Source organism: Paenibacillus sp. (assembly GCF_035645195.1).
GTDB lineage: Bacteria > Bacillota > Bacilli > Paenibacillales > YIM-B00363 > Paenibacillus_AE.
The window spans coordinates 52,846-66,489 of record NZ_DASQNA010000014.1; the positions used below are offsets into that span (position 1 = coordinate 52,846).

Annotated in this window: 10 protein-coding genes and 1 pseudogene; 9 read left to right on the plus strand and 2 right to left on the minus strand. The window is 62.5% G+C overall.

The window, feature by feature from the left end; genetic code table 11:
* The first annotated feature begins 102 nt into the window (after window positions 1–102).
* Complete coding sequence (locus tag VE009_RS06615) at window positions 103–1,476, plus strand: glycoside hydrolase family 4 (RefSeq protein WP_414694790.1); 1,374 nt, start codon at window positions 103–105, stop codon at window positions 1,474–1,476.
* A 116-nt stretch (window positions 1,477–1,592) separates the two neighbouring features.
* On the opposite strand, the gene VE009_RS06620 is transcribed toward VE009_RS06615, so the two are convergent.
* A complete protein-coding gene (locus VE009_RS06620; RefSeq protein ID WP_325006593.1) occupies window positions 1,593–2,852 on the minus strand; it encodes a carbohydrate-binding domain-containing protein in 1,260 nt (419 codons plus the stop codon).
* 241 nt (window positions 2,853–3,093) lie between these two features.
* On the opposite strand from VE009_RS06620, the gene VE009_RS06625 reads away from it, so the two are divergent.
* The 7 genes from VE009_RS06625 (at window position 3,094) to ppdK (ending at window position 12,768) form a co-directional block, all read left to right on the plus strand.
* Entirely contained in the window at window positions 3,094–3,861 is a 768-nt protein-coding gene (locus tag VE009_RS06625; protein WP_325006594.1) for a hypothetical protein, read from the plus strand.
* A 141-nt stretch (window positions 3,862–4,002) separates the two neighbouring features.
* Window positions 4,003–5,967 carry a sigma-54-dependent Fis family transcriptional regulator gene (locus VE009_RS06630; RefSeq protein WP_325006595.1) on the plus strand — a complete coding sequence of 655 codons (1,965 nt, stop codon included), beginning with the start codon at window positions 4,003–4,005 and terminating at the stop codon, window positions 5,965–5,967.
* A 293-nt stretch (window positions 5,968–6,260) separates the two neighbouring features.
* The gene (locus tag VE009_RS06635; protein ID WP_325006596.1) at window positions 6,261–7,250 is read left to right on the plus strand and encodes a thiamine pyrophosphate-dependent dehydrogenase E1 component subunit alpha; all 990 of its coding nucleotides are present in this window, start codon (window positions 6,261–6,263) and stop codon (window positions 7,248–7,250) included.
* Between the two features lie 32 nt (window positions 7,251–7,282).
* Window positions 7,283–8,302, plus strand: coding sequence for an alpha-ketoacid dehydrogenase subunit beta (locus tag VE009_RS06640; RefSeq protein ID WP_325006597.1), 1,020 nt, complete (start codon window positions 7,283–7,285; stop codon window positions 8,300–8,302).
* A 38-nt stretch (window positions 8,303–8,340) separates the two neighbouring features.
* The gene (locus VE009_RS06645) at window positions 8,341–9,492 is read left to right on the plus strand and encodes a dihydrolipoamide acetyltransferase family protein (protein WP_325006598.1); all 1,152 of its coding nucleotides are present in this window, start codon (window positions 8,341–8,343) and stop codon (window positions 9,490–9,492) included.
* A gap of 406 nt (window positions 9,493–9,898) precedes the next feature.
* Complete coding sequence (locus VE009_RS06650; RefSeq protein ID WP_325006599.1) at window positions 9,899–10,084, plus strand: GapA-binding peptide SR1P; 186 nt, start codon at window positions 9,899–9,901, stop codon at window positions 10,082–10,084.
* Entirely contained in the window at window positions 10,081–12,768 is a 2,688-nt protein-coding gene (gene ppdK, locus VE009_RS06655) for a pyruvate, phosphate dikinase (protein ID WP_325006600.1), read from the plus strand. The genes VE009_RS06650 and ppdK overlap by 4 nt, the downstream gene beginning before the upstream one ends.
* Before the next feature lie 73 nt (window positions 12,769–12,841).
* Here ppdK and VE009_RS06660 read toward each other — a convergent pair whose 3' ends face one another.
* Entirely contained in the window at window positions 12,842–13,345 is a 504-nt protein-coding gene (locus tag VE009_RS06660) for a PCYCGC motif-containing (lipo)protein (protein ID WP_325006601.1), read from the minus strand.
* Window positions 13,346–13,449: 104 nt separating this feature from the next.
* Here VE009_RS06660 and VE009_RS06665 point away from each other — a divergent pair.
* Window positions 13,450–13,581: pseudogene (locus tag VE009_RS06665) on the plus strand (carbohydrate ABC transporter permease); the annotation flags it as partial.
* Between the last annotated feature and the right edge of the window lie 63 nt (window positions 13,582–13,644).

Sequence of the window (13,644 nt, forward strand, 5' to 3'; positions counted from 1 at the left end):
TTTGACATGAATCCGAAACCATCTCTTATTCTGCTTTCGAATCGTTCGCCTATAATTAGGGCTATAACCGACGAGGAGGTCACAAACGTGAACGGTTCGGAAATGCGGCAGCCGAAAGTCGTTGTCATCGGAGCGGGCAGCCTGTTTTTCGGGCGCCAGTCGATTTGGCAGATGGTGCACTCTCCCTATTTGAACAACGGAACGTTAGCGTTGGTGGATACGGACGAAGAGAAACTGTCCAAAATGGTGCGGCTGGCTAGGCTCGTCGCGCAGGAGAACGGGGTTCCGCTGAAGGTAGAAGGCTCGACGAACCGGAGAGAGGTGCTTCGAGACGCGGATTTCGTCGTGCTCAGTTTCGCCGAAGATTCCGTAAAATACCGCGGCATCGACTGCGAGGTTTCGTTAAAATACGGCATCCGCATGTGTTCCGGGGATACGATCGGTCCAGGGGGCATCTTCAGAGCGATGCGCGAGCTGCCGGTCATTATGGAATGCGCGAAGGACATCGAGGAGCTGTGTCCCGACGCATGGGTAATCAACTATATCAACCCGTCGACCGTGCACGGGATCGCTTTGCGCCGGTATGCGCCGAAGCTGAAATCGTTCGCGCTGTGCGACAGCCACCATATGCCGCACAAGAAAGCATACTACGCAATCCGAGCGGGCATCATCGGGGACAAAAGCGAGTTTACGGAGGCCATCGACCGGAGATTCGATTTCCGCGTGGCCGGGGTGAATCATTTCACTTGGCTGCTAAAGGCGGAGTTCGATGGCAAAGACGTTATGGCGCCGATCGCCGAAGCGCTGCGCAAGTCGGCGGGGACGGAGAACGACGGCGGGGACGTAGGCGCGAAAGCTCTGCATAACGATGCGATCACGTATGAGTTGTATACCGTATTCGGGTATATTCCGACCTGCACCGCCCATACGAAGGAGTACGTCCGTTATTGGCAGGGGCTCGGCAAGACGAAGGACGCGATCCCGCCGCTGAAAATTTGGGAGACGGAGGACCGGTATAAGCGTCATGAAGAAATGTGGCGGCAGGTGGACGATTTTCTCTCCGGGAACATCCCGATCGGCGAGTACATGTCGACGTTCGGCCCCGACCATGCGACGGACATTATCGAAAATATGGTCGGCAATTTAGGAAGGCGCTTCTTCATCAACACGTGCAATAACGGCGCTGTGAGCAACATGAACGACGATGCGTTCCTCGAGCTGCTGTGCGAGGTCGGCATGGACGGGGTAAAGCCGCTTCCCGTCGGGGACATGCCGCGGGGCATCCGCGGCATGCAGGAGCTCGTGCTGGATACGCACGAGCTGACCGCGGAAGCCGTCGTGGAGCGGAGCTTCGCGAAATTGAGAAGGGCGATGCTGACCGATCCGCTCGTGAACTCCATCGGCGATGCCGATATGATTATCAAAGAGCTGCTGGAGCGGGAAAAAGACATGATTCCGAAATGTTGGTATGAATAGCTCAAGCGAGAATTACGTCATCGCTGACGTGATTGCGGCGAACAGAGACGAGTAACCGTGGTCACTCTATGCAGGAAAACGCGAACAAGCCGGCGGGATTCGCCGGCTTGTCTTATTTATTGCGCCGCATCGGCCGCGGGAGGCTCCGGACGGGTGCGGGTTCCGCCCATGCCCGCCGGTCGTCCGCCGCCGCCGAAGCCGCCGCGGCCCATGCTTGCGGGCTCGGTGACGCCGGATTCGTTCAGCCATGTCACCGTGTCCGCGATCTCGAACGATACGACCTCGTCGTCCCCGGCGAAGAGCGTGTACGCGGACCCCGCCTGCAGGTCCGGCGATCCGATGACGACGGCTTGGAACGTCTTGGCGGGCGCCAGCGTCGCGATCACGGTGCCTTCGGCGTCTTCGAGGCGGATCGCGGTGCCCTCCGCCTGCGTTCTCGGGAAGGTCATGACGATGGAACGCTGCGGGGATGCATCCGACGGCGCTTGGAACATGCCGGCGCTTCCCGCCGCGAGCAGCAGGCCGCCGCTGAGCTCGAACGTGCCGTTGAAATCGAGCGTGCCGTTCATGCTCGCGGTCGGGCCGTTCACAAGCACGGCACCGCCGGTCATATAGATCGACCCGTTCGAGTCCAGGCCGTCCCCGGCCGCGTCGACGGTCAGGCTGCCGCCCGAGATCGTAAGCCTGTAGTCTGCGGAAGCGGCGAATTCGTCCGGACGCCCGCCTCCGGCGGAGCCGTCGCTGCCCCCCGCGACGTTGATGCCGTCGTCGTTCGCCGCAATCGTCACGTCGCCGCCCGCGATCTCGATCACGGCGCTCTCGACGCCTTCGTAGCTGTCCGCGACGGCGATCGTCCCGCCGGATATCGCAATCGAGGCATCGGCATGGATGCCGTCGTCGCCCGCGGCGATCGCGAGCTCGCCGCCCGTCACCGCGACGGCGCCGTTGCTGTGCACCGCGTCGTCCGCGGCGTCGATCTCGAATGTGCCCGCCGCGACGACGATGCTTCCGGCCGCTTTCAAGCCTTTGGCGCTGTCGGCTTCGGCCAGCGCCGCCGCGTGCGCGCTGCCGCCGCCGGAAGATATCGAGAACGCGCCGCCGTCAATGCGAATCGACGTTTCCGCTTGCACCCCGTCGGCGCCTGCGTCGATCGCGAACGATCCGCCTTCGACCGCGATATAGCCTTTGCCTTCCTCGGCGCTGTTCGTCGCCTTCATGCCGTCGCCGCCGGCGGCGATGGCGATCATTCCGTCTTTCACGGCGATCGAATCGCGCCCGATCAGCCCGTCGTCGACCGCGTTGATGTCGAGCGTGCCGCCCGCGATAATCACGTCATCTCTGCCGGCGATGCCGTCTTTGTATACTTCGATCGCCATTCGTCTCCACTACCTCTCCCGCGTTTCATCCGCCTTAACGATTTGTTTACAAAACGAAGTATAGGCGGCGAAGCTGAAGCGGTCTTGAGCGTTAGCTGAAAACAAGCTGAACGTCTTGCAGCATTTTTTTCGCCGGTTTCCCGATAGATGAGATGGAACAGTGTTCAAATCCGCGCGATTTTGCCATGATGAACGTACCGGAACGTTACGGAAGATAGAAGGAATGGGGGGCGTCCGTCTTATGGCTGCGTATTCGTGCAAAATTTTGGAGACCGAACGGCTGTCCGCGGAGCTGTACCTCGTCCATGCGCTGCTGTGGGAGGGGACGCTCCCGTCGGCGGCGGGGCTCGTGCGCGGATGGACGGTGCGCGGAGAGCGGATCGAAGCGCCCGTCGGATTCGCCGATCTCGGAGGCGCTTATCGGAACCGAATCAAGTTTTTCGTCGACGCGGGCCGCTGCGCCGATTCGGCGAAAGCCGCCCTGCGGGCCGCGTCATCGGGCGGCATCGAATTCGCGGGCGCGCCGCTTGCGATTCGGACGGAAGGGAGCAAGCTGTTCGCCGTCGCCGACGCGTCCGGAACGGCCGCGGCGCTGCCCGCGCTGCTCGCGGCGGCCCGCTTCGGCATCCCGGCGGAGCTGGCGTGGGTCGGAGCGATGAACAAGCCCGTCTTCCGCGCATGGAAGTCGTACGCCGACCGTCTGAACGTCCCGGTCCATGCGTTCCAAGACAACACGGCGCTGGCGAAGCTGCTCGCGGGGCGGCCGAGCGGCGCGCGCCTGCTCGCGGCATGCGAATGGCGGGAGCTCGAAGCCGTCCGCCGCCGCGCGCGGGAAGCCGGATTCGCGGAGGAGGAGATGCAGTGCGTCGTCTTCGGCCCGCCGAGCCCCGCGCGTCCGGCGCCGGAGAGCGATGCCGAGCGAAGGGGACGCTTGCCGATCGAAGCGGACCAACGAACGCGGCGAACGATAAGCGCCTGGCTCCCGCGCGCGAAGTCGGCGCAGAATTAACGCGAGCCTTACGGAAAACCGCCCGAAACGGGTGGTTTTTCCGCGTTCTTCCGCTATAATAAAAGTACATTGCCGAGGAACGTCATCTTTTGAACATACATCGGTCATCCTTTAGGCGGTCATTTCTCAGGGGGTGGATGTATGCGCAATAAGGAGCTGCTGACCAGCATGTGGGAACGATTTATTCAGGATGGATCGTTCGACCCGACTTTGGACGAAGTGGTGGCGCAGTCGTGGCAGCGTTCGGTCGCTTATGGCGTGGATCCGTACCAAGAGAAGGGACAGCGAATGCTGCATCCGCGCAAGTTCGCGGAACGGCTCGCGGAGAAGAAAGAGCTGATCGATTTTTCGCTTCCGCTTATGAAAACGCTTTATAATCTAGTGAAGGACTCCGGCTTCTTAGTCATCTTGTGCGACGAACAGGGCTTCTTGTTGAAAGTGATCGGCGACATGCACACGATCGAGGACGCGGAGAAAATGAATTTCGTCGAAGGCGTCTCCTGGAGCGAGGAAGCGATGGGGACGAACGCGATCGGCACGTGCATTGCGCTGGATCGCCCGATTCAAATTTACGCGGCGGAGCATTTTTCCCGGGTGTGCCAATCGTGGACGTGTTCGGCGTCGCCGATCCACGATCCCGAAGGACGCATCATCGGCGTGCTGGATATGTCCGGCCCGTTCGACAAGGCGCACCCGCATACGCTCGGCATGGTCGTCTCCGCCGTGGAGGCGATCGAAAACCAGCTTCGCTTGAAGGAGAAGTCCAGGAAGAACGATGTTACGCAGAGCTACTTGGAGGCGATGACGAATACGCTGCAGGACGGCGTGCTCATCTTGAACACGGCCGGCAACATTATCCGCACGAACAACGTGCTGCTGCATTGGTTCGGATTGCGGGAAGACACGGTGCTGTACCGGCATTTGGCCGATGTGTTCGAATGCGGCGGAGCGGAGCCCGACTTGTTCGACAAAGCGGACATCGTCAACCGCGAGGTGGATCTGAAGGCGAAGGGATCGGGGCGCAAGCGCCCGGTCGTGCTGACGCGCAAGCCGATTCACAGCGCGGACGGCGAATGGATGGGTTCGCTGCTGACCGTGAAGGAGATGCAGAACGTCCGGCAGCTGATCCACGACATGACGGGGAGCTCGGCGAAATTCGCGTTCCCCGACATTATCGGGGTCAGTCCGGCCATCCAAGCCTGCATCCGCGAGGCGCGTCTCGCCGCTTCGTCGCACGCGACGGTGCTGCTCATGGGCGAAAGCGGGACGGGCAAAGATTTGTTCGCGCAGGCGATCCATAACGAAAGCAGCCGCCGGAAGAAGCCGTTCATCGCCATCAACTGCGGCGCGATTTCGCGCGATCTGCTCGGCAGCGAGCTGTTCGGGTACGTCGAGGGCGCCTTCACGGGAGCGCGCAAAGGCGGGAGCGCCGGCAAGTTCGAAATCGCCGACGGCGGCACGCTGTTCCTCGACGAGATCGGCGAGATGTCGCTCGAGATGCAGGTGCTGCTCCTGCGGGTGCTGCAGGAGAAGGAGATCGTCCGCATCGGCGGACACAAGGTGATCCCCGTGGACGTGCGTATCGTCGCCGCGACGAACAAAGTGCTCGAGGACGAAGTGCGCAAGGGCACCTTCCGGGAAGACTTATATTACCGGTTGAACGTAATGCCGATCCGCATTCCGAGCCTTCGCAATCGGAAGGAAGATATCGAGCGCTTGACCGAAAGCTTCGTGCGTAAGCTGAGCGTCCGGCTTCAAAAACCGATCGCCTCCGTGTCGCCCGAGCTGCTGGATGCGCTGATAGCGTACGATTGGCCCGGCAACGTCCGGCAGCTGCAGAACGTGCTGGAGCGAACGATCATCCGCGCGGCGGGCGCCACGCTGCGACCGGAGGATTTGCCGGAGGAGCTGCAGGCCTACGGCGCGCGCGAGACGGCTCCTGCGAGACGGGAAGTCGGCCGCACCCCGCTGAAGGACGAAATCAAGAAGGAAGCGCTGCTGCATTCGATCCGGCAAAGCAACGGGAACCACAAGCAGGCGGCCAAACTGCTCGGGGTGTCCCGAAGCACGCTGTACCGGCAGTTGGAAAAATACAATATTCGTTAGAAGTACTCATCCCCTAGCGCCGATCGGCGGAGGGGATGTTTTTTTTTCGCTCATCGAAGAAGATGTCCCGTTTTGTTTCAAACGTCCCGCGTCCCGTTCGTCTTCAATGATACACAATGGGACACCTTCCGCCGGAACGCGCGCCCGAAGCGCCCACGAAGAGCGCCGGCGCTATTGGCACGCTTCTTGCTTTTGCTATTTACGAAGAGGGCGCAGACGGTCGGCGCAGGCTGTCTTGGCGACGCTGTCGGGCTCGGTAACCATCCATATAAACTTTTAAAGGAGGAAACGGTATGACGGTTCCCGCGGAGAAGCTGATCTGGATGTACCAGACGATGTACAAGATTCGTTATTACGAGGAAACGATGGTAAGCGCTTACGGGGAAGGGAAGCATCCGGTGTTCAACATCGGCGCCGGACCGGTGCCGGGGGAGATGCATTTGGCGGCGGGCCAGGAGCCGGCGGCCGTAGGCATCTGCGCGCATCTGCACAAGGACGATACGGTCACCGCGCCGCATCGCCCGCACCATAACGCGATCGCCAAAGGCGTAGATCTGAACAAGATGACGGCGGAAATGTTCGGGAAAGCGACGGGGCTCGGCAAAGGGAAAGGCGGCCATATGCACCTGTTCGACCCTGCGGTGAAGTTTTCCTGCGGCGGCATCGTGGCGGCCGGGCTGCCCCATGCGGTCGGCGCGGCGCTGGCGGCGAAGATGAACAAGAAGGATTGGGTCGCGGTCGGCTTCATCGGCGAAGGGGCCGCGAACGCCGGGGCGTTCCACGAATCCGTCAATATGGCCGCGCTGTGGCGGCTGCCCGTCATTTTCGTCATCGAGGATAATTCGTACGGCATTTCGGTGCCGAAGCGCTCGTCCACCAGCGTCCGGTCGAACGACATGCGGGGCGTCGCTTACAACATTCCCGGCGTGCTCGTGAAAGACAACGATCCGCTCGAGATGTACCGCGTGTCGGAAGCGGCGGTGCGGCGGGCGCGGGCGGGCGAGGGGCCGACGATCATCGAAATCGAGACGTATCGGTATTTGGGACACTTCCAAGGCGACCCGGAAGCGTACCGCGACAAGGACGAGGTGCCGGAGCTGCGCGGGAGGGATCCGCTCGTGCGGCTGAAGGGCGTGCTGCTGCAGGACGGCGTCGCCACCGAGGAGCAGGTCGCGGCGCTGGAGGCGGTCGCGAAGCGGGACGTGGATGAAGCCTACGCGTTCGCGCGTTCCAGCGCATATCCGGAACCGGCGGCGGCGCTCGAAGATTTGTACGCGGAATAATCGGAAACAAGAATCGGGAGGAGCATGCGACAATGACGACGCAAAAGAAACGGATGTTGACCGGGAACAAGGCGATGGCGGAGGCGATCGCGCAGGAAATGGAGCGGGATCCGCGGGTCTTCGTCATGGGCGAGGACGTGGGCGTCTACGGAGGCATTTTCGGTTCGACGGAAGGCTTGTTCAAAAAATTCGGGCCGGAACGCGTCATCGATACGCCGATATCCGAGACGGCTTTCATCGGCGCGGCGATCGGCGCCGCGGCGGAGGGCATGCGGCCGATCGCGGAGCTCATGTTCGTCGATTTCTTCGGGGTTTGCTTGGACCAAATTTACAACCACATGGCGAAAATCCCGTACATGTCCGGCGGCAGCGTCCGGCTTCCGATGGTGCTGATGACGGCGGTCGGCGGAGGCTACAACGACGCCGCGCAGCATTCGCAGACGCTGTACGCCTCGTTCGGGCATCTTCCGGGAATGAAGGTGGTCGCGCCGTCGACGCCATACGACCTGAAGGGGATGATGACGTCCGCGATCCGCGACGACAATCCCGTCGTGTTCATGTTCCATAAATCGCTGCAAGGTCTCGGGTGGATGGATCAAATCGACGCGTCGATCGGCCACGTGCCCGAGGAGCCGTACACCGTCCCGCTCGGGAAAGCGAACGTCGTCCGGGAAGGGGAAGATGTAACGATCGTAGCCATTCAAATGATGACGCACCATGCGCTCGAAGCCGCGAAACGGTTGGAGGACGCAGGCATCAGCGCCGAGGTGATCGATCTCCGGTCGATCGTGCCGATCGACAAGGAGACGATTCTCCGATCCGTGCGCAAGACGCACCGGCTGGTCGTCGTCGACGAAGATTATTTGTCGTACGGCATGACGGCGGAAATCGCGGCGATCGCGGCGGAGGAGGCGTTGTACGATTTGGAGGCCCCGGTCGTGCGGCTCGCGGTGCCGGACGTGCCGATTCCGTACAGCCGCCCGCTGGAGCAGTTCGTGCTGCCGGGTCCGGCGAACATTTACGATGCCGTCGTCGACCTCATGAAGAAATAGAGAAATGAAGGAATGAAGGGTAGGGAGGAGAAGGACGGATGAGCGGCAAATGCGAAGTGAGGCTGCCGGAAACATCGCCCGGCATCGAGGAGAGCTTGGTCGTGTTCTGGCACGCGAGCGTCGGGGACCGGGTGGAGCGGGGGCAGGCGCTCCTCGAGGTGCAGACGGAGAAAGCGGTGTTCGAAATCGAAGCCCCGGCGGCGGGAGTCGTCAGCGACATCGTCGTGCCTCGCGGAGGGGTGGCGAAGGTCGGCGACGTCGTGGCGGTTTTGGCGACGGAGACGACCGAAGGGCTCGCCGGCGCGGCGCTTGAGGAGGCGCAGGAGGCCGCGGGAGCTCCGCCGGCCGCGGAGGAACGCGCGGGAAGCGGGGGCGTCCAGGTCGCTCCGAGACTGCGGCGGCTCGCCAAGGAGCTGGGCGTCGACCTCGCCCGCGTCGAAGGGACGGGGGCAGGCGGGAAAATCACGGAGGACGACGTGCGGCGGGCGGCGGACCGCGCCGCCGTGCCGGCCGCAGACCCGCAGTCCGCCGGCAGCGTCGTGCCGCACACGCCGATCCGGCGGACGATCGCGCGGCGCATGATGCAAAGTCTGCAGCAGTCGGCGCAGCTGACGCTGACGGCTTGGGCGGACGTGACCGAGCTCTCGGAACAGCGGAAGCGGCTGGCGCCCGGGGTCACTTGGAACGCCTGGGCGCTGCGCGCGGCCGTCCTGGCGCTGCGGGAGCACCCCGAGATCAATGCAGCTTGGGAAGAAGACGGGATCCGCCGGTTCGAAGACGTCCATTTGGGCGTCGCGGTCGACACCGAGGACGGCTTGCTGGTGCCGGTCGTCCGGGAGGCGCATCGACTGCCGCTGACGGAGCTGAACGCGGTCGTCGGACAGCTCGCCAAGAAAGCGAGGGAAGGGAGGCTGTCCGGCGCGGAGCTGTCGGGCGGTACGTTCACAGTGACCAATTTGGGCTCGCTCGGCGTCGAGTTTTTCACGCCGGTGCTGAACCCGCCGGAGAGCGCGATTTTGGGCGTAGGGAAGCTGGACAAAAGGCTGACGCTGCAGGACGGCCAAGCCGCGGAGCAAAGCCGCCTCCCGCTGAGCCTCACGTTCGATCACCGGGTCGTCGACGGGGCGCCGGCGGCGAAATTTTTGCAGTCTGTCGCGCATTTTTTAGGGCAGCCGGAGCGTTTGCTGTAAATAGCGGGCGGCAGCGTACGCAAGCGAAAACCTCGGATTCAGGCAGAGAGAGCATCGCCTCTCCCCGGACCCGAGGTTTTTTATTGCTGACTCGGAACGAGTAAATTGTATAGAAAACTTCCGCTTCACCGCGGTCGCTCATCCTTGGATGTACTTCGTTAGAAGTTTTTCTTATATAGGACGGTCTATTTTTGTAATTTTACATAAAGTTGCGTCATAAATAATAATTAAAATGAACTATTGATTTAAATGTGACTCATTATTATAATTATGACATACTAAATGTTCGATACTGATGTGCGTCGATGTAGTCGATAAGTCGGAGAGTCGGTAAGTCGGTTTGGCGCCCGCGGCGCCGGATTGGGACGGTCCGCGGGAACGATACGCATGGGAGGAGAACGGAACCATGGGGATTCACGGGGAGACGACGACGGTTGCGGAGAAACGGGGACAGCTCGGTACGGTCATCTGCGCGCGGTGCGGCGAGGTGATCGACACGCTGCCGACGAACGGGGTCAAAACGATGTACGGATTTTGCGGTCAGCCGGAGTGCCGGGCACGGAAAGACGCCGACGAGGGGGACGCGCGGTGACGGTGAAGTTGGTGTACGCCTTCGCGGAAGGCAGCGCGCAGATGAGCGCGCTGCTCGGCGGCAAAGGGGCGAATTTGGCGGAAATGGCTCGTGCGGGATTGCCGGTCCCGCCCGGATTTACGATTACGACGGACGCTTGCAAAGCGTTCTTCCGCGCGGGCAACCGGCTGTCTGACGATCTGCGGAAGCAGATCGTTGAGGCGCTGAAGCGGCTAGAGCAGGAGAGGGGGCAGCGGTTCGGCGATCCGGATGCGCCGCTGCTCGTCTCCGTCCGATCGGGCTCCGTTACGTCCATGCCGGGCATGATGGATACGATTTTGAATTTAGGCCTGAACGACGAGACGGTCCGGGGGCTGGCCGCTTCGACGAACGACGAGCGATTCGCGTACGATTGTTACCGGCGGCTCATCCAGATGTTCGGCAACGTCGTGATCGGCATCGAGGCGCACCGATTCGAGCGGCTTCTGCTCGCGGTGAAGCGCAGCTTCGGCGTCGCGCAGGATCAGGACATGCCCGCCGAAGGCTGGAAGCGTCTCGCGGCCGAATACAAGGAATGCATTCGCGAGGCCGCCGGGACCGAGTTTCCGCAGCAGGTGTATGATCAGCTGTCCATGGCGGTGGAAGCCGTCTTTCGCTCGTGGAACAATCAACGGGCGAAGGTGTATCGGCAAATTCACCGCATTCCGGACGATCAAGGGACCGCCGTGAACGTACAGTGCATGGTGTTCGGCAACAAGGGCGAAGACAGCGGCACCGGCGTCGTGTTTACCCGCAATCCGTCCACCGGGGACAACGTCCTCTACGGCGAATATTTGATCAACGCGCAGGGCGAGGACGTCGTAGCGGGCGTCCGCACGCCGATGAAAATCGATGCGCTTCGCGCCGATCTGCCGGCGGCGTACGAGGAGCTCGTGCAGGCGTGCCGCCGCCTGGAGCGCCATTACAAGGACATGCAGGACATCGAATTCACGGTGGAAAACGGGAAGCTGTACTTGCTGCAGACGCGAAACGGAAAGCGCAACGCGCAGGCCGCGCTCAAAATCGCGGTCGACTTGGTGAACGAAGGCGTTCTCAGCCGGGAGGAAGCGCTGCTGCGCATCGAGGCGTCCCATCTGGATCATCTGCTCCACCGCGGCATCGACGAAGACGCCGTGACGGAGGTGATCGCCGTCGGCTTGCCGGCGTCGCCGGGCGCGGCGGTCGGAAGGGCGGCGTTCGACGCGGATACGGCCGCCGCTTGGAAGAAGGCCGGCAAGCAAGTCGTGCTCGTCCGGTCCGAGACGACGCCGGAGGACATTCACGGCGTCCTGGCCGCGGAAGGCGTGCTGACGAGCCGGGGCGGCATGACGAGCCACGCGGCCGTCGTCGCGCGAGGCATGGGCAAGCCGTGCGTCTGCGGGTGCGAGGACGTGCGCATCGACATGGACGCGCGGCGGATGAGCGCGGGCGGCCGCATCGTGGAAGAGGGCGATTGGATTACGCTCGACGGCGCCACCGGCAGGGTCATCGCCGGAGCGGTGCCGCTCAAGGAAGCGACGGGGACGGAGGAGCTTCGCGTCGTGCTCGGCTGGGCGGACGACATACGCCGGCTCCGCGTGTACGCCAACGCCGACAATCCGGCGGACGCCGCCGCCGCGCGCGCCTTCGGCGCCGAAGGCATCGGCTTGTGCCGGACGGAGCATATGTTTTTCGATCCGTCGCGCCTTGCGGTCATGCAGCGGATGATCATGGCCGATTCGCCGGAGGAGCGGCAGGACGCGTTGAACCGGCTGCTTCCGGCGCAGCAGTCCGACTTCGAAGGCATGTTCCGAGCGATGGACGGACTTCCGGTGACGATTCGGCTGCTCGATCCGCCGCTGCACGAATTTTTGCCGCAGTCGGAGGAGTTGCAGCACAAGCTGAACAGCGCCGCCACTCCTGAAGAACGAGACAACTGCCGGCGGCTGCTCCGGAAGGCGGAGGAGCTGCGCGAAGCGAACCCGATGCTCGGGCAGCGGGGCTGCCGCCTCGGCATCGTCTATCCGGAAATTTACGATATGCAGATCGAAGCCATATTCAAAGCGGCGGCGGCCTGCATGGACCAAGGGATCGACGTGCGTCCGCAGATCATGATCCCGCTCGTCGGGGACGCGAGCGAGCTGAAGCTGCTGCGCGAGCTGGTCGATCGGGTGGCGGAGCAGGTGCTCGGCGCAGACAAGCGGAGGGACTGCCGCTACAAGGTGGGCACGATGATCGAGGTGCCCCGAGCGGCGTTGACGGCCGACCGGATCGCCGCCCACGCGGACTTCTTCTCGTTCGGCACGAACGATTTGACGCAGATGACGTTCGGGTACAGCCGGGACGACGCGGAGGGCAAATTCCTGACGCATTACTTGAACCGGAAGCTGCTGCCGCATAACCCGTTCCAGGTGCTGGACACCGAAGGCGTCGGCCAATTGATCGAGCTGGCGGTCGCGCGGGGCCGGGCGCGGAAGTCGTCGCTCAAGACGGGCATTTGCGGCGAGCACGGCGGGGACAAGGCGTCGATCCGGTTCTGTCACGAGATCGGCCTCGATTCCGTCAGCTGTTCGCCGTATCGGATTCCGATGGCGCGCATCGCGGCCGCGCAAGCGGCGATCGAGCTGCGCGAGTCGGAAGAGGAGGCGGAGGCGGAGGTCCGTTCGGCGGAAGCTTGCGCGGGATGAAGGAACGTTCGTCGGCGCCAGGACGGACGCAAAAACGCTGCCCGGATGCGAATCCGGGCAGCGTTTTTGTCATTCAGGCCGCGGGCGGCTGCGGCGTCGGCGTCGCCGGACCGACGTCCTTGTATTTCGCGTCGATCGCCTCCCGGATATCCTGCAGCGAAGCGCCGTCCTTCTTCATCGCCGCCGCTTCGACGGCGATCTGGAGGCATACGCCGCAGCGCGTGCCATGATCGTCCCACTCGACGGAGCCGTCGTCCCGAATTTCGGAGATAAAGCAGTTTTTGTTGCTCAAATGGCCGGCGCTCTCGCCGCAGCCGCAGTAGCAAGGGATAAAATCAAGCGTATCCGCGCTCATGGCGGCTATAAGATACGCATTGCGCACCGCCTCGGGCTGCTCGTCGAGGAACGACGGCAGAGCGGTCAGCGACGCGGTCGTCTCGCGCAAATCGCCGTTCGCCGTATGGTGAGCGTCGGCATGTTCGCCGGCATGACCGGCGCCGCCGTCTCCGGCCGCGCCGCATCCGGCAACCGCCAGCAGCGACGCGAACAAAATCGCGTGTCGGCCGAACGTTTTCATTATAGAAACCCTCCCAACCCTTCGAAAACTTTGTCCCTCATTGTATCACACGCGCCTCGAAGAACCTATGAACGGAAAACGACAGTTCTCGCCCGTTGGAGCTGCTCGGCAACATTTCCGCGCGAACGACCCGAGCGGCGCAAATTTTCCTCGGCGCGCTGCCGATTTTGATCGTGTACCCGTTCTTGCAGTGGTTCTTCATGAAAGGGATCGTGCTTGGAAGCGTGAAGGAGTAATCAACAGGAGACCGGCAAAGCGGCATTCGCTTACGCCGGTTTTTCCTTTTCGGGAAAATTTCG